This window comes from Pseudoalteromonas sp. PS5 (genome assembly GCF_004103255.1).
In the GTDB taxonomy this organism is placed as follows: domain Bacteria; phylum Pseudomonadota; class Gammaproteobacteria; order Enterobacterales; family Alteromonadaceae; genus Pseudoalteromonas; species Pseudoalteromonas peptidolytica.
Genome location: NZ_RCSQ01000133.1, coordinates 1 through 20,598, shown reverse-complemented (window position 1 = coordinate 20,598; position 20,598 = coordinate 1). Strand labels below are relative to the sequence as shown.

General features: G+C 42.4%; 21 protein-coding genes and 1 tRNA gene. 13 read left to right on the top strand and 9 right to left on the bottom strand.

The window, feature by feature from the left end; genetic code table 11:
• A complete protein-coding gene (locus tag D9603_RS15935; RefSeq protein ID WP_125252199.1) occupies window positions 1–651 on the bottom strand; it encodes an OmpW family outer membrane protein in 651 nt (216 codons plus the stop codon).
• A gap of 260 nt (window positions 652–911) precedes the next feature.
• Here D9603_RS15935 and dapE point away from each other — a divergent pair, with 260 nt between their 5' ends.
• From dapE to D9603_RS15920, 3 genes are all read left to right on the top strand, one after another.
• On the top strand, window positions 912–2,093 hold the full coding sequence (dapE, locus tag D9603_RS15930; RefSeq protein ID WP_128732052.1) for a succinyl-diaminopimelate desuccinylase: 1,182 nt from the start codon (window positions 912–914) through the stop codon (window positions 2,091–2,093).
• Between the two features lie 152 nt (window positions 2,094–2,245).
• Window positions 2,246–2,692 (top strand): Hsp20 family protein, encoded by a 447-nt coding sequence (locus D9603_RS15925; RefSeq protein WP_128732051.1) that lies wholly within the window; start codon window positions 2,246–2,248, stop codon window positions 2,690–2,692.
• 242 nt (window positions 2,693–2,934) lie between these two features.
• A complete protein-coding gene (locus tag D9603_RS15920) occupies window positions 2,935–3,603 on the top strand; it encodes a hypothetical protein (protein ID WP_128732050.1) in 669 nt (222 codons plus the stop codon).
• Between the two features lie 52 nt (window positions 3,604–3,655).
• Here the strand turns inward: D9603_RS15920 and D9603_RS15915 are convergent, their stop codons facing one another.
• Genes D9603_RS15915 through D9603_RS15905 form a run of 3 tightly spaced genes read right to left on the bottom strand, consistent with a single transcriptional unit; the run spans window position 3,656 to window position 6,356 of the window.
• Complete coding sequence (locus D9603_RS15915; RefSeq protein ID WP_128732049.1) at window positions 3,656–4,171, bottom strand: hypothetical protein; 516 nt, start codon at window positions 4,169–4,171, stop codon at window positions 3,656–3,658.
• Window positions 4,168–5,346: a peptidyl-prolyl cis-trans isomerase gene (locus D9603_RS15910; protein WP_128732048.1), complete on the bottom strand. Its 1,179-nt coding sequence runs from the start codon at window positions 5,344–5,346 to the stop codon at window positions 4,168–4,170. The genes D9603_RS15915 and D9603_RS15910 overlap by 4 nt, the downstream gene beginning before the upstream one ends.
• Entirely contained in the window at window positions 5,346–6,356 is a 1,011-nt protein-coding gene (locus tag D9603_RS15905; RefSeq protein ID WP_128732047.1) for a phospholipase, read from the bottom strand. The genes D9603_RS15910 and D9603_RS15905 overlap by 1 nt, the downstream gene beginning before the upstream one ends.
• Window positions 6,357–6,562: 206 nt before the next feature.
• Between D9603_RS15905 and D9603_RS22165 the strand changes: the two genes are divergently transcribed.
• The 3 genes from D9603_RS22165 to D9603_RS15895 are packed head-to-tail and all read left to right on the top strand — an operon-like array spanning window position 6,563 to window position 7,767.
• Entirely contained in the window at window positions 6,563–6,961 is a 399-nt protein-coding gene (locus D9603_RS22165) for a hypothetical protein (protein WP_241651681.1), read from the top strand.
• 4 nt (window positions 6,962–6,965) lie between these two features.
• Window positions 6,966–7,379: a MipA/OmpV family protein gene (locus tag D9603_RS22160; protein ID WP_241651684.1), complete on the top strand. Its 414-nt coding sequence runs from the start codon at window positions 6,966–6,968 to the stop codon at window positions 7,377–7,379.
• A complete protein-coding gene (locus tag D9603_RS15895; RefSeq protein ID WP_125252191.1) occupies window positions 7,369–7,767 on the top strand; it encodes a DUF3019 domain-containing protein in 399 nt (132 codons plus the stop codon). The genes D9603_RS22160 and D9603_RS15895 overlap by 11 nt, the downstream gene beginning before the upstream one ends.
• Window positions 7,768–7,892: 125 nt before the next feature.
• Here D9603_RS15895 and D9603_RS15890 read toward each other — a convergent pair whose 3' ends face one another.
• From D9603_RS15890 to D9603_RS15870, 5 genes are all read right to left on the bottom strand, one after another.
• Window positions 7,893–9,455 (bottom strand): cryptochrome/photolyase family protein, encoded by a 1,563-nt coding sequence (locus tag D9603_RS15890; RefSeq protein ID WP_128732046.1) that lies wholly within the window; start codon window positions 9,453–9,455, stop codon window positions 7,893–7,895.
• Between the two features lie 2 nt (window positions 9,456–9,457).
• A complete protein-coding gene (locus D9603_RS15885) occupies window positions 9,458–10,759 on the bottom strand; it encodes a DASH family cryptochrome (protein WP_128732045.1) in 1,302 nt (433 codons plus the stop codon).
• Window positions 10,760–10,998: 239 nt separating this feature from the next.
• A complete protein-coding gene (locus D9603_RS15880; RefSeq protein WP_128732044.1) occupies window positions 10,999–11,508 on the bottom strand; it encodes a hypothetical protein in 510 nt (169 codons plus the stop codon).
• A gap of 125 nt (window positions 11,509–11,633) precedes the next feature.
• A complete protein-coding gene (locus D9603_RS15875) occupies window positions 11,634–12,104 on the bottom strand; it encodes a hypothetical protein (protein WP_125252187.1) in 471 nt (156 codons plus the stop codon).
• A gap of 457 nt (window positions 12,105–12,561) precedes the next feature.
• The gene (locus D9603_RS15870; RefSeq protein WP_128732043.1) at window positions 12,562–13,341 is read right to left on the bottom strand and encodes a delta-class carbonic anhydrase; all 780 of its coding nucleotides are present in this window, start codon (window positions 13,339–13,341) and stop codon (window positions 12,562–12,564) included.
• A gap of 356 nt (window positions 13,342–13,697) precedes the next feature.
• Between D9603_RS15870 and D9603_RS15865 the strand changes: the two genes are divergently transcribed.
• The 7 genes from D9603_RS15865 (at window position 13,698) to rpsO (ending at window position 20,556) form a co-directional block, all read left to right on the top strand.
• Window positions 13,698–13,774 (top strand) — tRNA-Met (locus D9603_RS15865).
• Window positions 13,775–14,042: 268 nt separating this feature from the next.
• Window positions 14,043–14,498: a ribosome maturation factor RimP gene (rimP, locus tag D9603_RS15860; protein WP_099642059.1), complete on the top strand. Its 456-nt coding sequence runs from the start codon at window positions 14,043–14,045 to the stop codon at window positions 14,496–14,498.
• A gap of 39 nt (window positions 14,499–14,537) precedes the next feature.
• Entirely contained in the window at window positions 14,538–16,037 is a 1,500-nt protein-coding gene (gene nusA, locus D9603_RS15855; RefSeq protein ID WP_128732042.1) for a transcription termination factor NusA, read from the top strand.
• A gap of 25 nt (window positions 16,038–16,062) precedes the next feature.
• Window positions 16,063–18,747, top strand: a complete 2,685-nt coding sequence (infB, locus tag D9603_RS15850) for a translation initiation factor IF-2 (RefSeq protein WP_125252184.1) — start codon at window positions 16,063–16,065, stop codon at window positions 18,745–18,747.
• Window positions 18,748–18,829: 82 nt separating this feature from the next.
• Window positions 18,830–19,234 (top strand): 30S ribosome-binding factor RbfA, encoded by a 405-nt coding sequence (gene rbfA / locus D9603_RS15845; protein ID WP_128732041.1) that lies wholly within the window; start codon window positions 18,830–18,832, stop codon window positions 19,232–19,234.
• Window positions 19,234–20,178 (top strand): tRNA pseudouridine(55) synthase TruB, encoded by a 945-nt coding sequence (gene truB, locus D9603_RS15840; protein WP_128732040.1) that lies wholly within the window; start codon window positions 19,234–19,236, stop codon window positions 20,176–20,178. Before rbfA ends, truB begins: the two co-directional genes overlap by 1 nt.
• A 108-nt stretch (window positions 20,179–20,286) precedes the next feature.
• Entirely contained in the window at window positions 20,287–20,556 is a 270-nt protein-coding gene (rpsO, locus tag D9603_RS15835) for a 30S ribosomal protein S15 (RefSeq protein ID WP_125252181.1), read from the top strand.
• Window positions 20,557–20,598: the final 42 nt, after the last annotated feature.

Below are 20,598 nucleotides of genomic sequence, written 5' to 3'. Positions count from 1 at the left end.
TTAGAATTTGTATTTGACACCAAACATTGCAACAACAGGGTCAATCTCTACATCTGAAGTCAGTGCTTTAGCACCATTTGCATATACAGTTGCGTCAGTATCAATGTCCATTTTAGATATCATACCGTGTAGACCCCACTTTTCATTCAAGTCGTAGTTAAAGCCAACTTGTAACGCAATACCGAACGAACTGTCTAGGTCTACTTCTACATCATTTGTACCCAAAGTTGCTTTTAATGCTGCACTTGGCTCTTCGTCAAAAAATACGGTGTAGTTTAAACCTGCGCCGATAAATGGACGGAACTTAGCCGTTGCATCAAAAAAGTGATACTGAGCGATTAATGTTGGTGGTAAATGCTTTATATCAGCTATCTCTGCACCTGCTAGGCCGCCTGCACCATCTACTGTATGAGAGAACGGTGTAGCTGCGATTAATTCAAAAACGATGTTATCGTTATAATGGTAATCAAGTGTGATACCTAGCTGTGTATTTGAATCAGCAACTAAGCCAAGCGCATTGTTTTCGTTGATTGCAGAAGCTGTGTTGTCAGGGTTTACATTAATTGCACCAACGTTAACACTGAAATTTGCCTGTGCAAATGGAGCAGCAACTAGCAATGTAGATAAAAGTGCAGCAGTTAAAGTTTTCATATTCTTCTCCTAACCCTATGTGAGGACATTTTTCAAACTGTGAAACAGTGTGTGTTTTCAATGAGGTCATCATAAAAGGCTTCAAAAAATGAAAAACTGTTCTAGATCAATTTTTAAATTGGATACGTTCAGAAATTTTTGAAAGTTTGATTTAGATTAAGTTTTGATGATGTCATGGCTCTGCATTAAAACTGCAATACTATGGTCAAAGTTAACGCTTTTAATACGAGTACGATTTTACAGTGTAATCGCTTCTATATATGTCACTAGCACCTCAGTATCTAAATACTTGCACATCTTATGCCATAGAGATCTTAACCCGTTTGATCCAAGCGCCTTCGGTAACACCTTGTGATGCAGGCACCATCGCATTTATGTCAGAACAGCTTGCAGGGCTGGGTTTTACCACTGAGCAGTTTGAAGTACAGGGAGTAAAAAATTTAATTGCGAGCTATCACTTTTCTGACGGCCCTATTTTGGCCTTTTCTGGTCATGTGGATGTTGTGCCTGCGGACAATCGAGGTTGGATTGTACCGCCGTTTAGTGCGCAAATTGTCGATGGTGTAATGTATGGTCGTGGCGCTGCGGATATGAAAGCGGGTATTGCCTCAATGCTTTCTGCCACACGTGAATTACTTAATTTTCGCCATAAACTCCATGGCACCTTTTACTGGTTACTTACCTCTGATGAAGAAGGGGAGGCTGAGTTTGGCTCAAAACTTATCGCCGATCGTCTAGTAGAAAAAGGTATCGAATTAGATGCGTGTTTAGTTGGTGAACCAACAGCTCATATGGCCGTTGGTGATACGATTAAAAATGGTCGTCGTGGTGCAATATCTGGACGAGTTCAGATTAAGGGCAAGGCGGGACATGTGGCATATCCAGAGCAAACTATCAACGCTGCACACATAGCTGGGCAGCTCGTAAGTCAGCTATCATTACTACCTTGGTGGAAAGATGAGGCAGGTTCACAAACGACACTGCAGGTCACAGGGATCACGGTACCAAACATCGTTGATAATTTAGTGCCCTCAGAGTGTGAAATTACATTTAATATTCGCTACAGTCACGCCTATAAAAGCCAAGAGGTTATGCGATATATACAAGAGTCACTAGCAAAGTCTGGTGCATCGTTGGCGTTGACATGGGAGCGTCCCTGTGAGTCCTTTTACACTGGAGCTAAGCAAACACAATGTTTTTTGACGTTGGTTGAACAAGCGATAAAAGACATGACAGGACAATACCCTGCATTGAGTACGGCGGGTGGCACCTCAGATGGTCGCTTTTTTGCAACAGCTAAAACACAAGTGATTGAATGTGGCGTGAAGAATGATTCCATTCATCAAGTTAATGAACATGTATCACTCATGGATATTGATACCATTGAAAAAATATACCTTTCTGTTTTAAAAAGATTTTTTATCAAAGATGAAATTTTTTGAAAAATTTTCTTGAAAATAAATTTGCTGACCATAAATACAGTTATGAAGACGCCGTAAGGGTCTGAAAAAGTAAATAACTATTTGTTTTATTTGTACTTATTGGTTCATTTTGAAGAGTAAGTACTATGTATAGCTTTAAGAGGATACAAATTATGCGTACAGTAGATTTATCACCACTTTACCGTTCATTTATCGGTTTTGACCATTTAGCTTCTATGATGGATGCCGCTGCAAGAACAGATAAGCAACCAAGTTATCCGCCATACAATATTGAAGCTCTAGGCAAAGATAAGTATCAAATTACCATGGCTGTTGCTGGCTTTACCGAGCAAGAGCTAACTCTGGAATCAGAAAATAACACCTTGACCGTAAAAGGTAAAAAGCAAGACGCTGACGAGTCGAAAGAACGTAAGTTTATTCATCAAGGAATAGCGCAGCGCGGATTTGAACGTAAGTTTCAGCTGGGAGATCATGTTAACGTGTTAGGTGCAGACCTAAGTCATGGTTTGCTGGTTATAGACCTTGAGCGAGTGGTGCCTGAAGCGTTGAAACCAAGAAAAATAGAAATTGCTTCGGGCAAGTTGCTAGGAAATAAGTAACTTTTGTAAACCTTCAAGTTTTCCAACCCGCCGCCGTAAGGCGGCTTTTTCTTTATGCGCCATGTCTACCAATAGCCAACCTAGTGTTCTTGCTAAATACCGAGTATGGTGAGTTCAGTACGTCCTACTCCCTGCTTAATTTGAAGAAGTAAACCTGACGCAACCGGTGTTCGACAAGATTTTCTTGCCTCAAAGTAGGTCTGCAAATTAGTATCAAAGTAAACACGATAGCGAGTAGCGATATGGAATTAAAAGATAAGCTTATTTTATTGCTAAAATCTGGTGGCTTGTCGCTTGGTATAACAACGATTTTTTATACGCTATTATTTGGCATGTCTGCACAGTTCCATCACCAGATCCCATTTTCACCTTTCTCGGGAGAGTCGGGTATCGATATGATGTTGGTTTATAGTTTTTTGATTTTTTTGTCGAGTAGTATCTTTAGCTATTTTTTCTTGAAAATACATAATGCTCGCAACCATATGCACGTTGATGGATTGGTGATCACCATAAAATATATGCACCTAATGTTGTGGCTTGGTGTTATTGGCATCGCTACCTATACGTTGCTACACATGAAGCAGCATACTTCTGTGTTGCAGCAAGCACAAGACATAAGCACCACGCCGACACAATTGGAAAAACTAGTCTCTTATTTACCAGAACATGGTGATGTGATTGATATCGCGGTTGCAAGCAACTCGAATACCTCTGCCGCGACGTTAACCTATTTAAGTTTGAGACGAGACTTCAGTACCCATTTAGCATTGGCATCTAACCCGAGTACACCTAAAAAGGTGCTTGAAGAAATCATCGGATATTATCAAGATGGACAACAGGATGTGGTCATAAATGCAGTGTTGCGCAATCCAAATGTAGCGAATGGCAGCACTAAATTACGCGTGCATTGACAACGCGGTGAAGGGTAATCTATCAAAGGTCAGTAGGTTCTAGCGTCTAGCTTCAGTTATCACTTAGCTCTTTTCGTAGTGTATTTTGCATATGCTGAAGTGCGGAGATTTTGTCTCTTGCTTCTTGTAGTTGTGCTTCAGGTAACCCTGCTTGAACACCTCGAGTGAGTAATGCGTTGAGTTGTTCTACTTTGCTATCCACAGCAGCAATATATGCCTGTTTTAACTGTACCTCTTTATCATCCAGGTATGCTTGGTACGCTTCGGGGTCAGTTAAATCACCTTGGTATTGAAGCTCATTTTTGGTGGCATTGTTGATGGGCGGTAAATACTGTGGCGGATGAATGGGGGCTATGGTAAACGTATCATCTTTTTTACTCGATGTCGGCTGTGAGGTGTCTTTCTTTGCGCGTAGCTCTGTGGGAAATTCAGCAGGCAGCAGATCTGCCTGTATTTCTCTTGATAGGCTGGGCTGGAGGGGCTGCCAACTGTTGTTGGCATACTTCAGCGTAAATAGCGCGATGATTAAACCAAGAAAAATAGCAACAGCTACCTGCCAATATTTCATAATATCGTTCCGTTATTTGTTCGCTTCCATTGTTGATAATCTTGTTCAAACTTACTTTTAGCAAAGCTTTGTGTAAGCGCGAGCAAGGCTTGATAGCGTACTGTCTCACTATTTATATCATAATATCCATAGACGGGAGAGGTGCTGAATAATACTAGCCACTGTCCGGTAGGGGTTCGGATACTGTGGGTCATTTGACCATGTTTATTGCTAAATGCTAATTGGGTTTCCCATTTAGGTTCACTTTGTCGTGTTAGCGGTTTGGGCGCCGACTTCCACACCAAAGAAGGGCTAAACTTGTCGATTGCTTTTTGCCACGAATTTGCCTTGGTATAAGCACTAAATTGCTCTGCATCTCGTTTGCTTTTGAACTTGGCAGCGATAGCATCGACCTGTTGTATATACCTAAAACGATCTTTATGCTTAGCGTAATAACTAGCGACTGCTTGCATCGGGATTTCAGCGCGTAATGCCTCAACATATTCACTCGTTGCCCCATGCATTTCTTCTTTGACGCCAAGGTAAGCTAACATGCTTGGTCTTAACAGCTCACCTGCCACAACTTGCCGTAATTGTGATAAGTTGAGATTGTGTTGTTTTAGATAAGCACGGGCCTGGCTGAATAGAGCTTGTTGATAGATACGTTGCTCCACAATGGCACGAAGCAACTTAATATCTCCTTGATGTAATTTAAACCGATTCTGCATAGATTGGCTGAACATGACTTGCTCAAGGGAGAACGCAGATGAGTTTGTCAGCTTAATCTGTTTCCATTTGAGTAATTGCTCGGTTGTATACTGGCCATCTGCTGGATAGGTTCCAAGCAGTGCTTTAATTTGTGAACTATCAATCGGCAATGGATTGGATTGCTTTTTTATTTTCTTTAACTCAGTGAACCAATCAAGTAACGCAGCTGCGAGAAATTTATCGATATGATACTCAGTGCTAAAGCCAACACTGGATTGACGGTCAAGTATGCTTGGGTTAAATCGCTTAGCCTGCCAGAGAAGGAATTGGTTTTCTAGCAATTGAGTTTCTGTTTGCTGCAAGGTGAATTCTCTACCTTGCTCCAAGTACAACTTATGGATCAAGGGCAGTAGTGTTGGCGGTAAAGTAGGTGATGCAAAGCTTGGTAAGCAAAAATTGCTTACCAAGAAAAGTAAGACAAACCGCATTATCTCACGTCCATGGCGTGATTTAACAGGTGAACAACCATAGCGATTGCATGAGGGATGACCTGTTTTGCTGTATTCACACGATCATAATGATCCTTAGAGTTGAGTACTATGCCACCTTGTGAGTATGAAAAAGCACCGCCTTGGGTTAGTAATGGACGGATATCAGTCGAATGCGTATCAACGGCACTAAAGCTTGTCATTGCTTGCTTTACCAAGCTAAAGTCATTTAGCGACTCTTGATCATAATAATCTTTTACCCAAGATTCCCAACCAGAGTGATTGAGATCTGAGGTTGTCCATGTGTGATGTGGTTGAAGTAAGTCGGTGGTATGAAAAACAAAACCTAATACTTGCGGATTACCGCTTTCTACATAGCTTTGATACCAATATTGACCTAAATTATCGATAGGTTGAAATGGCATTTCTTCAAAGTCATCATACATGCTATATGTTGAGTGACTGTCGATACGGTAGTTTTTTTCAGTAACTCCGTAACTGTTATATTCGCTGTCATCGGCATTAAACCAACCCGTTTCACCACCGTGACCATCATCTAGATAATCACCTTTTAACCAAGTCGCAGCCATGTTATCTACGGTTCCCCATACGGTCAGTTTTTGGTAGTTATAGCCACCAAAGTCATTGCCGTGAGTATCTGCTCCCTGTGTGTGGTTTTGAAAGTGCCAATAACTTGTATACTTTACGATACTTTCTGCAGCTCCCCACAGCGGTGCTTGCACACAATCTCCCGTGATAGCACCGCAAAAAAAAGTGTCTTCAAAATCATCTACATCGAATGCCGCTTGGCCTAAAACATTGGCAAGTTGCGAGACCGACATCCCATTAGCTTGGGCATACGCTTGTAACTTTGCGTACCGAGTAGTTGTAGGGTTTTTTGCCATGTAGTTAACGGCATCAATCACGATACGTTTGTGTGTTTCTTGACTGAAAGCTGCGCTGTGGCCAGCTGTAAAGAGCAGTGCAGCAGATAGTAGATAGTGTTTCATAGTTCGCCTTTCATTTATTTTAATTAGTTCTTCATTTGCTCGAATAAGCAAAGTGGGCTATTTGACACAATCTATGTGAAATAAATATTAAAATAAAGTTAAATGTGGATTCTGTTAAAAAGTATATTAAGATGCTTGTTGGTCACAAATGGGTCAGGTATGATCTCGGGTAGAATTTAGGCACATGTGCACTAAACAAAGAAACTATGAAAAAACTACTAATAATAATTAGTTTACTCTTGCCACTTTATGGCGTTTGCGAGGAACCAAGCGATGATCTTGAGGATGAGTTCGCATGGCAGCTGAGTGTGGGCGCGTTTTACGTTGATATGACAATGCCTGAATTGATCGGAACAGATTCGACGTTCAAGCATGGTACCTTTCTCGTTGATGCCAAAATAGAGTATAAAAACTTTTATCTAAATACTCACTCTGGAGATTTTTTTGGTGGCTCTGATGTGGGCTATCAAATTATTAATACCGGTGAGTGGGGGATCGATGCCATTTACGGTAGTTATATGCTGCCGTTTTCCGAGCGAGGCTACCATGATAGCGATGACGTGGTGCCAGAGCTTAGAGGAATAAAAAAAACGCGATCAAGATAACTCAATTGGTTTTTCCTATTATCGTCATGTTGGTGAGTTTTTAGCCGTTGCTGAAGTCGTTTACGATGTTTTTGGAGATACTGATGGTTGGGTATTTCACGTTGAGGCAACACGCAATTTTGAGTTAAGAAATTGGGATCTTTGGCTCAACTTTGGCGCTAACTATTACTCCAGCAATTTTCACAATTACTTCTATGGGGTCTCTGAGACTGAGATCAACCAATACCTTACGCTATACACTCCGGGCTCATCGACATCGGCGTTTATTCAGATGCAGCTCAATTACCCTATTGCAGAAGACTGGGTGTTTAGCTCCGGTGCTTCATGGTTGATTGGTTCGCAAGATACGCTAAATAGTCCATTAGTTCGTTCTCGTCATGCCAGAGTCTTCTTTACTGGGGTGAAATATGTTTTCTAAATTGATCACATGGATTGTGCTGTCTCTGAGTATGCTCTTGAGTTATCAATTGCAAGCGCAAGAGATAGAAACTGTGGGAATACTGCATGCTGTACCGAGCAAATGTGTTGCCCTAAACCAGGGGAGGACGTGCTATGCTGATGTTAAAGTGACAGTTAATGCGCCTAGTGAAGGTGACTACTGCATTAGAGAAAGCTTATCTAAAAAAATACTGCAATGTTGGGCTAAAGCTGACACCTTCAAGTATGAACTTGATTTTAGCTCCGATGAGAGCTTGAGTTATGAGCTGATCTCAAAGAAAAGTCGAGATGTGCTAGCCGTGACCACTATTGAGGTAAATTGGGTGCATAAAGTGAAAACGAAAAAGCGTCGTTGGCGTCTGTTCTAATCTTGTTATACGAGACCAAACGCTTTATTTATCGATGCTCTTTCGTTGTTTCTGTGGGTAGTCGTCAACCGACACGCTGAAGCTTTACGTGTGTCACTCCATAGCTGATTGTCAGCAATAAACCATTATAATGACTCTATGTTGTTCAAGCACCAGTCAGCTCTGCGAAGAGTCGCTTGTTGCGTTTGTTCATCTTGTTTATACCAATTGCGGTATATCATACCTATGCGATGGTTTTTGCCAAACTTATCTTCATGTCTAACCATAAAATGCCAGTAAAGGCTATTGAGTGGGCAGGCATTATCGGTTGACTTCTGTTTGACGTCATAATGACAGTCACGGCAATAATCGCTCATTTTGTGTATGTAGTTACCACTTGCGGCGTAGGGCTTAGTTGCAACAATACCATGGTCGGCAAATTGGGTCATACCGCGGGTATTTGGCATTTCTACCCATTCGATGGCATCGATATAAATCCCCAGGTACCAATCGTCTACTTGATTTGGGTCTATTCCAGTTAATAGACAAAAGTTACCTGTTACCATTAATCTTTGAATATGATGGGCATACGCATATTCAAGACTTTGGTTAATAGCTTCACTCAAGCAGCGCATTTTGGTTTTACCATGCCAAAAATACTCAGGGAGCTTGCGCTGTGCAAGTAAGTAGTTCTTATGGCTGTAGTCTGGCATGTTAAGCCAATATACTGCACGAATGTATTCTCTCCAGCCCAGGATCTGTCTTACAAACCCCTCAACTTGTGCAATATCAATGTTAGAGTTTTCTTGGTAGGCAGCAATTGCTGCGTCAATAACTTGTTTGGGACTAAGCATTTTAGCATTAATGGCAAATGAGAGCCGAGAGTGATAAAGCGTCCATTTGTGCTCACTATGACATGTCATGGCATCTTGGAACTGACCAAATAAAGGCAGCAAATGGTCGCAAAAAAAACTTAATAGTTCCTGGGCTTGTGTGCGAGTTGTTGGCCAAATTAATAGTGGCTGTGCTTTGCCTATGGTGTTGATTTGATGTCGTTCTAAGCGGTCGATAATGTCACTGACATTGTTTGCAAAGCATAGTGGCTCCGAGATTGAATCAAGGTCTGCTTTCTTTAATTTGTTACGGTTTTGGCTATCAAAATTCCATTGGCCACCGACGGGTTCACCTTCATCCATCAATACATTAAAGCGCCGCCTTAGTTTCCGATAGAAGAACTCCATGGTTGTGTGTTTGGCTGGCTTGAGATAGGTATCCAACTCTTCAAACGGTACTAAAAAGTGTTCAGTGTCTACGGTGCGTAACCGCAAATTATCGAGAGAAAGCTCGCCGAGTTGCTTTAAGAGTCGATATTCATCGGGTCTTTGATATTCAAAGCTTTCTACCTGAAACTTTTTGCATAGATGAGTAACGAGCGCCGGCAAATCATCATATTGTTTAGTGTCGTCGAGGGTTAAATGGAGAACGTGATAACCTGCTTTAGTGAGTGCTTTGGCAAAATTTTCCATTGCTTTAAAAAAAGCACACACTTTTTGAATGTGGTGGTTAGTATAGTCTGTTTCCTGTTGCAGTTCTGCAATCACATAAAGGTATTCGTTCTTATTCTCTTGTGAAAACCAGCTATGTTTGGCGTTTAGCTGATCGCCAAGGATAAGTCTTAGTCCTTGGTATTTACTGTTCAGTCCAGACATTATTACTCCTCCAACGGCCAATCTACATAATCTCGGGTATCTAATAGCTTATGAGATGTACCGCGCCAGCGCATTATATATTCACCGTTGGGGTCAAACATTGACCGCTGCTTTGCTAGATTAAAATGGCGACCGCCACGGGGATCAGCGCCAACTCCCGCAATATATTGCCAATTCCCCCAGTTTGCGGCAACGTCATAGTCGATAAGATTTTGTTCAAAAAAGGCCGCACCGTAGCGCCAATCCAGTTGCAGCTCATTGACAAAATAACTTGCTGTGATTTGGCGAGCACGATTTGAGATCCAGCCTGTTTCTCTGAGTTCGGTCATGATGGCGTTGATAAATGCACTGGGTGTTTTACTTTGACACCATTTTTGAAAACGCTCTGGATAAAAACTGGTTGTCGGTTTTTTATTTTTCACACCTGTAAATGCAAATAGCCGGTGTTGGTGTTTGAGTGCATACCACTGGAAGTATTCACGCCACAACAATTCAAACCAGATCCAATAGGTTGACTCATTCGCACCATATTGATGTTCAAACTGGTTAAGGGCGTGCTTAACCTGGCGAGGGCTCACTGCACCCGTTGCTAGGATGGGACTAAATTGTGTCGAAAACCCGTCGCCGCACAACGCATTTCTCGTTTCTTTGTATTGCTTGGCTGCGTCAGTTTGGAAATACTGTTTAAGCTTATCTTGCGCTTGCTTCTCTCCTGCATAAAAGTCCCCGCTGTAGTCTCCCGTTGCTGTGAACTTGACTAAAGTTGAAGTATTAGGTGGTTTTGGGGGTAACTGCGGGGCAGGTAACGGCTCGTTAGGCACTAACGCTTCAACGCGTTTTCTAAAAGGTGTAAAACTCGGTGGCAACTCATTGAGAGAAAATGGCAACATATCAGGCGTGAACAGAGTATGAGCGTACTCTGAAATGAATTTTACCTCAGGGCAGTGTGTTTGCAATCGTAGCCAGTATTTGTATTCATTTGCTCCTGAGTGTACCGAGCGGCCAATATGTGTGACAGCACAGTTGCGGATAATTGCTACCAACCCCTGCAATTTATTTGCCTCAGGCACAATATAGAGCGCTTGATGACAAGCGTCTAATTCCTGTTGTAACGCAGCCAGCGTCGCTTCTTCATAAGCATTAGCTGGAACAGATTTTGAACACTGTGCTTTGCTACTGCTCCAGATGTTGTTGTTGGGTAAATAAACACAAATAAGACGCTCAACCTGCGATGCTAGGGTAACAAGTGAGGGGTTATCTTTTAAACGACAATCATTATCAAAAACATAGAGTCCTATCTTCACACTTACTCTCGATCGATAGTAGAACAATAAGACTCTATACGGAAAAGGGGATAAAGTTGGTCAGTTATGCCAATTAATTTTAATACTTATCTCAATTTGAAGGGGAAATCTGACGCTAACAGCGTTAGAAATTCTCGTTTTAACTTGAAGTTTGTGTAAAGAATGTTCTAGCTCATTGTTGCTAAAGCATAACTTTTTTTCTCACCTCATTATAGAAAGCTTAATCAAACAAATTGGTATTATTTCTGGCAAGACTCAATTAAATACCGTAAGTGAGCACCTACATCCTGCGTTTTGGTCTGACCTTGCTCTAACAAAGCACTTGCTTGCTGCTTAAGCTCAGATAAGTCGTATTGTTCAAGCAAGGTTTTTAAATATCTGACTGTGTCAGCACCTTGCTGTAATAGCTCCGGAAACTGTTCAATCGAGATTTCTTGATCACTTAAACGCGCAATTGAATTAAGTAAATCGCTCAGATTGGCACTATCTTGTAGCGCACCTTCGACTGAAATAAGAGCTCCCATTGGGTCAGCGTCGAGATTATTAGTCACACAAGCCGCAATACTGCCTGCTGCGGCTGATGCTTGCACTGATTCTAAGCCTTTGTCTCTTATTTGTTCAACCACTTCCTGTAATTCTTGGTGTTGAGATAAATAGTTCGCCTCAACTTTGGCTTTTGAGTCTTCAAACACATCGCATGCTGTCAGTGACAAGACCAAAGTAGATGCAAATATAGCCGCTCTTAGCATATCATTTTCCTATAAAAATATTTTAAGGAAGTCTAATAAGCTAACGTCAAGAAGTCACGCTTAGTTTGCGCAGTTCCACACTTGATTTTGAGCGCTTTATCATGCGCAACTCTGAATTAAGCGAGCTAATTTGCTTGCTGTTGAGCCTTTTTGAACTCTTGTAACTCTACTACATTGCTTCGTTTAAAAAGCTCAGACCGAAGCATATTTTCTACTAACAGCAGTGCCTTGTTCCAAGCATTTTTTGCTGCGCTGGTAAAATGCCGACCAAGATGACATTTCAGCGTGTTAATAAAGGTGAACAATAACGCTGAAATATCTCGCTCCGATGTTCCCATAAACAGCAATGTACTTTTTTGTTGCCTTAAGTAATGTAGTAAGTTTGATTGTTGTGGCAGTCGCATTACGCAACTTTGAACAAAATCAAATATTTGATGCTCCCAAATAATCAATTGACCGGCGTTGTTCGGGATCTGCATCCGCAGATCATAATGTTGGAGCTGATTATACCAAGACGTACAAAAGCCATGAAAGTTAGGCCGGATACTCGCAAGAGTCTGAGTTAACAGTTGATACTGATATGGAGTAATGCTCATAGACGCCTCTTCAAATTGATGAAGAGCGGATCCTTTGCTCAAATTACATAATACCAATTGAGTATATTTCCTAACGATTTTAAAGTTTTAATGCGTTATTCGTTGCCTTACGTATTCTTATTTAAAATAACGGGTAGCAACGCCTTGTTTGGTTGGCAACGCGATTTCCAACTCCAAATCAGGTTATTTATTTACTGCAATTGGTATTAAACCTTGAATTGAGTATAGTCGATTTTAGAAAATGCGAGACTTTTTGATATTTTTTTGTGAGATTTTTCTTACTTTTTCTATGTGAGATGAGAGAACGATAAATTTGAACCATAGGTCATGTGAGCGAGTGTTGTACTAGCTCACATAAATAATCAAACAGGGCCTTTAGGGTTACCTAAAAGCGATCGGCTTTATTGTTTGCTCAGATTACTAGGCAAACCACTGAGCAACCTAAGTATACTATGCTCTATTGCTTGATGGGTGATAGCAGCTTAGGATCGGTGACTAATTTTCGAACCCCATGGGCATGATCTTCATCAAAAGCGTTGTCTTCACACCAACGTGCAAGGCTATTGATGTCAACTTTGGCACAACTTGGGCGTACGCTCCAGCTCACTTGTAATGGTGAACATTGCTGGTTGTTGTAGCTAGGGCCTGTTGTGGAACCCAAAAATTCAACTGGAGTGCCGGTATTAGTTGGTAGTGCGCCAGCTTGATGGTAGCCATTAACTTGGCCTTGGTAATCTAATTTAGTAAAGTCCTGTGCATTCTTATCGTTAACGACTAAAAAGACTTGTGTCTCTACACGTAAGTCAGGGTTTGCACAACTATCATTAAGACAAGCCCCGAGGGTTGGCCCTGGTTTTACATCACATGAACTGTGCACCCAGTGTACTTCTATTGTATCCCCTGGTTTGACGTTGTTACATACTTTTCCTTCAACCGGTGCTAACTCTGCCGCACTAAGGCTGGTTGTTGCATTACATTGAAAGCCTCCGTATTTTGGGTCATTAGACGCTATCGAAAAATCTTTCGCTTTGTGTTCTGCATTTTTATGGAAATGAATATTGCAGAGGTTTAGCTCCTCTTTTGGCGGTGCTAAAGAGAAAACGCGTTTGTTATCACCTTTAACACTGTCTATATCTCTGGGGGTTTGCGGGCCTGCTGATTCACACTGAGCTGCAAATGCTTCTAAGCTCAAGATGGACAGCGCTGTCAATGTGCTGGATTTTATGGCCATTCTCATTGGTTTTTTCCTTTATTTTATGATTTCATTGTCCCTGATTATGGATCAAATATGTCATTTTTGTTACATAAAAATATGTCAAAACTGAACTGGACGGATGAGTTGATAGGGCCTGAAAGGTTATTTGTGCTACGTATACGGATAATAAGGTGTGGCAGACGCAGATAGTTATAAATCAAGGTTGCTATCTAAGTGTACAGTCTCTATAATACGCAGCATATTTAAGCGATCGCATCGAGTCTTTTACTTTTCGGTATGATTGCTAGCATTATGGTAATTTTTATATATCCTAAAGCTAATATAGGCGTTTCTAAGCCACTTCTTTAAAATAGAAGTAAAACAATTTTATGTGTTGGCGCGGGATGGAGCAGCCTGGTAGCTCGTCGGGCTCATAACCCGAAGGTCGTCGGTTCAAATCCGGCTCCCGCAACCAAGTTAAAGATTGAGTTCTTTGATTTCGCGCATTCTTTGTAATGCGCGTTTTGCGTTTAAACATCTGCATTTATGTAAGTAGGTGGTTAATGTGGCTGAGATAGCTCGCAAACCAAGCACGGCCTTTGGCCACACAGTTTGTTATTCGTGTGACGCCCCGCTTGGTTCGGGGCGTTGTTGTATCTGGCGCAAGGTGTATGCTGAGCCCATGATCAAGCAGCTATGATTTGGGGCTTTAAGCCCTTTTTTTGTTTGTATGGAGGAGTTCTGTGTCAAAACTCGAGCAAGATTTGACTGAAATGTTGGAGCCAGCAGTTGCTGCATGTGGCTTTGAATTACTCGGTCTTGAGTTTGTGCAAGCTGGTCGTCATTCTACACTTCGTGTGTATATCGATCATGAAAACGGCATTAACGTTGACGATTGTGCTGAGGTTAGCCGTCAAGTTAGTGCAATTTTAGATGTCGAAGACCCGATTACGAACGAATACAGTTTGGAAGTATCTTCTCCTGGTGTTGACAGACCATTATTCAAACAAGCTCACTATGAGGCAGCAGTGGGAGAAGAAGTACGCTTGCGTACAAAGCTTCCGCAAGAAGGTCGCCGTAATTTTAAAGGCGACTTAGTAGCAGTTAATGGCGATATGATCACGTTGAAAGTTGATAACCAAGATTTTATCTTGATGTTAAGCAACATTGAACGTGCCAATATCATCGCAAAATTCTAACTTTGAGTGCGAAGGAAAAGGGCAAGCGAGGCATTACCTATGGCAAAAGAAATATTGTTGGTGGCAGAAGCTGTTTCCAATGAAAAAGCAGTCCCAAGAGAAAAGATTTTTGAAGCATTAGAGTTCGCACTAGCGACAGCAACAAAAAAGAAGCACGACGGTGAAATCGAAGTGCGTGTTTCAATCGACCGAAAAACAGGTGAATACGATACTTTCCGTCGTTGGAGAGTCGTTGAACCTCAAGAAGATGGGTCTCTAGAGAACCCATATGCGGAAATTACGTTTGAAGCGGCGCAGGTTGACGAGCCTGAAATTCAGCTAGGTGACTTTGTTGAAGAGCAAATAGAGTCAATCAAGTTTGACCGTATTACAACTCAGATGGCAAAACAGGTTATCGTACAAAAGGTGCGTGAAGCTGAACGTGCACTTGTTGTTGATGCTTATAAAGATCAAAAAGGTGAGCTTGTAACGGGTGTTGTGAAAAAAGCAACACGTGATGCAATTGTTATCGACCTAGGTAACAACGCAGAAGCGGTAATTTATCGCGAGGATATGTTACCACGCGAAAGTTTCCGCCCAGGCGACCGTGTACGCGGTCTATTATATGAAGTGAAGCCTGAAGCGCGTGGTGCGCAGTTATTTGTGACACGCTCTAAGCCAGAAATGTTGATGGAATTATTCCGCATTGAGGTTCCAGAAATTGGCGAGGAAATGATTGAACTCAGAGGTGCAGCTCGAGACCCTGGCTCTCGCGCTAAAATCGCTGTAAAATCAAACGACAAACGCATTGACCCAGTTGGAGCGTGTGTTGGTATGCGTGGTGCTCGTGTACAAGCCGTTTCTTCAGAGCTTGGTGGTGAACGTGTTGATATCGTGCTGTTCGATGATAATCCTGCACAGTTTGTTATCAATGCAATGGCACCAGCTGAAGTTGCTTCAATCGTAATGGATGAAGATACACGCACCATGGAAATTGCTGTAGAAGCAGACAACTTAGCACAAGCAATTGGTCGTAATGGTCAAAACGTTCGTTTAGCAAGCCAGCTTACAGGCTGGGAACTAAACGTAATGACAGTGGAAGAGATGGAGCGCAAGAGCGCAGAAGAGTCAGATAAACTGGTTAATCTATTCACTGAAAATCTAGACATTGATGATGATTTTGCGGCGCTACTGATCAATGAAGGCTTCTCTTCACTAGAAGAAGTGGCTTATGTACCAGTCGCTGAGTTTTTAGAAATTGATGGTCTGGATGAAGATACCGTAGAAGAGCTACGTAGTCGTGCGAAAGATGCGCTGACCACAAAAGCGCTTCGCGATGAAGAAAGCTTAGAAAATGCAGAACCTGCAGAAGACCTACTTGCATTGGAAGGACTTGAGCGTCACACCGCTTTTGTTTTTGCTAGCAAAGGCATAGTTACACTTGAAGACCTTGCTGAGCAGGGGATTGATGACTTAGTTGAAATTTCTGAGTTATCTGAAGAGCAAGCTGGTGAGTTGATCATGGCTGCACGTAACATTTGCTGGTTCAGCGAAGAGTAATTTATTAACGGAGGTAACATCACGTATGGCAGAAGTGAGCATTAATAAACTAGCCGAGAGTATTGGTACAACTGTTGATAAATTACTACAACAGTTAAAAGATGCAGGGATCACCAAAGCCGAGGGCGACCAAGTTACTGAATCCGAAAAGGCGACGTTGCTTGATCACTTGAGCAAGCAACACGGTGGCACTGGTTCAACCGGTCCTGAGCGTATGACTCTACAGCGTAAGAGTAAAAGCACATTGAGTGTTAACTCGTCTGGTAAAGCAAAGTCTGTATCTGTAGAAGTCCGTAAGAAGCGCACTTACGTTAAAAAGAGCGCAATCGAGCAGCAAAAAGAGCAAGAACGCTTAGCTGCAGAGGAAGCTGCGCGCAAAGAAGCAGAGTTAATGGCTCAGCAACAAGCAGAGCAACAGGCCAAAGAAGAAGCGGAGCGCAACGCGCGCGAAGAAGCGGAACGCAAGGCCAACGAGGAAGCCGAGCGCAAAGCTAAAGAAGAGGCGAAGCGAAAAGCGGATGCTGAACGTCAAGCCAAAGATAAGCAGAGTAAAGAAGTGGATAGCGCGCAACAAATTAAAGAACGTCAAGAAGCTGAACGTCTACGTCAAGAAGCAGAAGCAGCAGCCCTGAAAAAGGCAGAAGAGGAAGCAAAACGTCAAGCAGAAGAAGCTCGTCGTTTAGCTGAGGAAAATGAAGCTCGTTGGAAAGCGGAAGAAGAGGAACGTCTTCGTCGCGAAGAAAGCGCAGATCACCACCTGACAACTTCAACTTACGCACGTGAAGCGGAAGATGAGTCTGATGCACGCGAAGAAAAGAGCGCACGTCGTAAGAAGAAGAAAAAGTCAGCAAAAGATGAAGCCGCTGAAGCAAATGCTAAAAAGCTCAAAGGCAAAAAAGGCCGCTTGAAAGCGCCTACATCACTGCAACACGGCTTCCAAAAGCCAGCTGCAGAAGTGAAGCAGGAAGTTCGTATCAGTGAAACAATCACGGTAGCAGAGCTTGCGTCTCGCATGGCAGTTAAAGGCGCTGAAGTTGTTAAAACAATGATGAAGATGGGTGACATGGTTACGATTAACCAAGTGATCGATCAAGAAACGGCGCAGCTAGTTGCTGAAGAAATGGGTCACAAAGTTGTTCTAGTAAAAGAGAATGAGCTAGAGGAAAAAGTACTAAGTGACCGTAACGAAGAAGGTTCTCTTGAACCTCGTGCGCCAGTAGTAACGGTGATGGGTCACGTTGACCACGGTAAAACGTCAACACTTGACTATATCCGTAAAGCGAAAGTTGCAGACGGTGAGGCAGGCGGTATCACGCAGCACATCGGTGCATACCACGTTGAGACAGACAGTGGCATGGTTACTTTCCTTGATACTCCTGGACACGCGGCGTTTACGTCAATGCGTGCTCGTGGTGCGAAAGCGACAGATATCGTTGTACTTGTTGTTGCAGCGGACGATGGTGTAATGCCTCAGACGAAAGAAGCGGTACAACACGCAAAAGCTGCGGAAGTACCTCTAATCGTTGCTGTAAACAAGATGGATAAAGAAGGTATTGACCCTGACCGCGTTAAGAATGAGCTAGCTCAGCTAGATGTTATCCCAGAAGACTGGGGTGGCGAAACTCAGTTTGTTCATATCTCAGCGAAAACAGGTCTTGGTATTGATGACTTACTTGAAGCTATCTTGATGCAGTCTGAGCTACTAGAGCTACAAGCATCTAAAGAAGGTATGGCATCGGGTGTGGTAATTGAATCTCGTCTTGATAAAGGTCGCGGTCCAGTTGCTTCAGTACTGGTTCAATCTGGTACCTTAAATCAAGGTGATATTGTACTGTGTGGTCTAGAGTATGGCCGCGTTCGTGCAATGCGCGACGAAAATGGTAAAGAAATCAAGACTGCTGGTCCTTCAATCCCTGTAGAGATTCTAGGCTTATCAGGTGTTCCTGCGGCTGGTGATGAAGCAACGGTAGTTCGTGATGAGCGTAAAGCACGTGAAGTAGCGCTATACCGTCAAGGTAAATTCCGTGAAGTGAAGCTTGCTCGTCAGCAAAAAGCGAAGCTAGAGAACATGTTCTCTAACATGACTGAAGGCGATGTATCTGAAGTTAATATCGTTCTTAAGGCAGACGTTCAGGGTTCAATTGAAGCAATCGCTGATTCATTGACTAAACTGTCTACAGATGAAGTGAAAGTGAAGATTGTAGGTTCTGGTGTTGGTGGTATTACTGAAACTGACGCAACCCTTGCCGCGGCTTCAAATGCTATTATCGTCGGCTTTAACGTGCGTGCAGATGCGTCTGCTCGTAAGGTCATTGAAGCTGAAAGCCTAGATCTACGTTACTACAGCGTTATCTACAGCCTAATCGAAGAAGTGAAACAAGCAATGACAGGTATGCTTGCACCTGAATTTAAGCAGGAGATCATTGGTCTTGCTGAAGTTCGTGATGTGTTCAAGTCACCTAAGATCGGTGCTGTTGCAGGTTGTATGGTAACTGAAGGTGTAGTTAAACGTAGCGCACCAATCCGTGTACTTCGTGATAACGTAGTTATTTATGAAGGTGAACTTGAGTCACTACGTCGCTTTAAAGATGACGTTTCTGAGGTTCGTAGCGGTATGGAATGTGGTATCGGTGTTAAGAACTACAACGACGTTAAAGTCGGTGACCAAATCGAAGTATTTGAAACTGTACAGGTAGAGCGTACGCTTTAATTGTAAGTTATTAAAATACTTGAGATGGGGGCACTAGCCCCCATTTGTGATCTCATAGATTTTGAAATTTTAAGTGGTGAAAATGAGAGAATTTTCTCGTACAGATCGCGTCGCACAGCAGATTCAAAAAGAAATTGCGGTGATATTACAACGCGAAATTAAAGATCCAAGACTGGGCATGGTAACAGTATCAGCTGTTGAAGTATCCCGTGACCTGTCCTATGCAAAAGTATTTATTACTGTATTAAATACCAATGATGAAGACAAAACGAAACAAAGCGTTGCGATTTTGAATGAAGCAACTGGTTATATTCGTTCACTGTTAGGCAAGCGTATTCGTGCTCGTATTATGCCGGAACTGAAATTCGTTATCGATAACTCGTTAATGGAAGGTATGCGTATTTCTAACTTGGTTGACTCTGTGATCAGAGAAGACAACGCAAAGCGTGGTCCGGAGTCTGGAGATAAAGACCAAGAGGAAGAATAATGGCGCGTCGCACCAAAGGCCGTGCGATTGACGGCATCCTGTTATTAAATAAGCCGCAAGGCATTTCCTCCAATAAAGCGTTACAGCAAGCGAAGGGCATTTTCTTTGCACAAAAAGCGGGTCACACCGGCGCTTTGGATCCTTTGGCAACCGGTATGTTGCCAATTTGCTTTGGTGAAGCAACTAAGTTCACTCAGTTTTTACTAGATACCGATAAAACGTATGTAGTGAGAGCACAATTGGGTGAACGCACAACGACATCAGATTCTGATGGTGAGATTGTTGAAACGCGGCCAGTGGACATAACGCTTGAACAGCTAGAACGAGAGATTGCCAGTTTCTTGGGGGAATCTGACCAGTACCCTTCAATGTATTCGGCGCTCAAATATCAGGGCCAACCGCTATACAAATACGCCCGAGAAGGTATTGAAGTTCCGCGAAAATGCCGCAAGATTAATGTCTATCGCTTTACGTTAGATGAATACGACGAGCAAACTCAACAAATCCAAATGACAGTACATGTCTCTAAAGGCACTTATATTCGTACTATTGTCGATGATTTAGGAGAAAAGCTTGGGTGTGGTGCCCATGTAATTATGCTGCATCGCAGCGAGGTTGGTCATTATCCTAGTGATAAAATGATTACTTTAGTTGAGTTGGAAGCCTTACTTGAGAAAGCTAGAGCACAAGAGGTAGCACCTTCAACCTATTTGGATGAATTATTACTGCCAATGGATACGGCTTTGGTTGATCTGCCGGTTGTTGATATTACCGCTGAACAAGGTATTGCTTTTGGTCACGGACAAACGGTTACAGTCGCTAACTTACCTGATGGCATTGTAAAAGTAGTTGCCGATGGTAAATTTGTTGGCATTGGTGAGCGCAATCCACAAGGGTTATTGAAAGCAAAACGGGCGCTGTCTTCGGCTCAAACAGAATCATAGTAACATTCCCCTATGCAATGGAAGTTTATACTGATATAATCCGCCAGCTTCCGCTTTGGCTGAATTAGTGATCGGCTAAAGCATTACTAAACTTATTTTGGAGTTATTATGTCACTAAGCAATCAAGAAAAAGCAGAAATCGTAGCAAAGTTCGCACGTGCAGAAGGTGATACAGGTTCACCAGAAGTACAAGTTGCACTTCTAACTGCTGACATCAACAAGCTACAAGGTCACTTCGCTAACCACAAGCAAGATTTCCACTCACGTCGTGGTCTTCTACGTAAAGTTAGCCAGCGTCGTAACCTTCTTGATTACCTAAAAGGTAAGAACGTTGAGCGTTATGCTGCACTAATCAAAGAGCTTGGCCTACGTCGCTAATATTTTTGATTTCTTGTTGGAAATTTGTCCAACAGCAAAAAA

What these genes read in the sequence shown, in the direction of transcription:
- D9603_RS15910 (WP_128732048.1), bottom strand. Translation starts at nt 5,346, where the DNA reads ATGCGGTTTGTCTTACTTTTCTTGGTAAGCAATTTTTGCTTACCAAGC.
- D9603_RS15895 (WP_125252191.1), top strand. Translation starts at nt 7,369, where the DNA reads ATGTTTTCTAAATTGATCACATGGATTGTGCTGTCTCTGAGTATGCTC.
- D9603_RS15915 (WP_128732049.1), bottom strand. Translation starts at nt 4,171, where the DNA reads ATGAAATATTGGCAGGTAGCTGTTGCTATTTTTCTTGGTTTAATCATC.
- D9603_RS15920 (WP_128732050.1), top strand. Translation starts at nt 2,935, where the DNA reads ATGGAATTAAAAGATAAGCTTATTTTATTGCTAAAATCTGGTGGCTTG.
- D9603_RS22165 (WP_241651681.1), top strand. Translation starts at nt 6,563, where the DNA reads ATGAAAAAACTACTAATAATAATTAGTTTACTCTTGCCACTTTATGGC.
- rpsO (WP_125252181.1), top strand. Translation starts at nt 20,287, where the DNA reads ATGTCACTAAGCAATCAAGAAAAAGCAGAAATCGTAGCAAAGTTCGCA.
- truB (WP_128732040.1), top strand. Translation starts at nt 19,234, where the DNA reads ATGGCGCGTCGCACCAAAGGCCGTGCGATTGACGGCATCCTGTTATTA.
- D9603_RS15880 (WP_128732044.1), bottom strand. Translation starts at nt 11,508, where the DNA reads ATGCTAAGAGCGGCTATATTTGCATCTACTTTGGTCTTGTCACTGACA.
- D9603_RS15890 (WP_128732046.1), bottom strand. Translation starts at nt 9,455, where the DNA reads ATGTCTGGACTGAACAGTAAATACCAAGGACTAAGACTTATCCTTGGC.
- D9603_RS15875 (WP_125252187.1), bottom strand. Translation starts at nt 12,104, where the DNA reads ATGAGCATTACTCCATATCAGTATCAACTGTTAACTCAGACTCTTGCG.
- rbfA (WP_128732041.1), top strand. Translation starts at nt 18,830, where the DNA reads ATGAGAGAATTTTCTCGTACAGATCGCGTCGCACAGCAGATTCAAAAA.
- D9603_RS15925 (WP_128732051.1), top strand. Translation starts at nt 2,246, where the DNA reads ATGCGTACAGTAGATTTATCACCACTTTACCGTTCATTTATCGGTTTT.
- D9603_RS15870 (WP_128732043.1), bottom strand. Translation starts at nt 13,341, where the DNA reads ATGAGAATGGCCATAAAATCCAGCACATTGACAGCGCTGTCCATCTTG.
- dapE (WP_128732052.1), top strand. Translation starts at nt 912, where the DNA reads ATGTCACTAGCACCTCAGTATCTAAATACTTGCACATCTTATGCCATA.
- D9603_RS15905 (WP_128732047.1), bottom strand. Translation starts at nt 6,356, where the DNA reads ATGAAACACTATCTACTATCTGCTGCACTGCTCTTTACAGCTGGCCAC.
- nusA (WP_128732042.1), top strand. Translation starts at nt 14,538, where the DNA reads ATGGCAAAAGAAATATTGTTGGTGGCAGAAGCTGTTTCCAATGAAAAA.
- D9603_RS15935 (WP_125252199.1), bottom strand. Translation starts at nt 651, where the DNA reads ATGAAAACTTTAACTGCTGCACTTTTATCTACATTGCTAGTTGCTGCT.
- infB (WP_125252184.1), top strand. Translation starts at nt 16,063, where the DNA reads ATGGCAGAAGTGAGCATTAATAAACTAGCCGAGAGTATTGGTACAACT.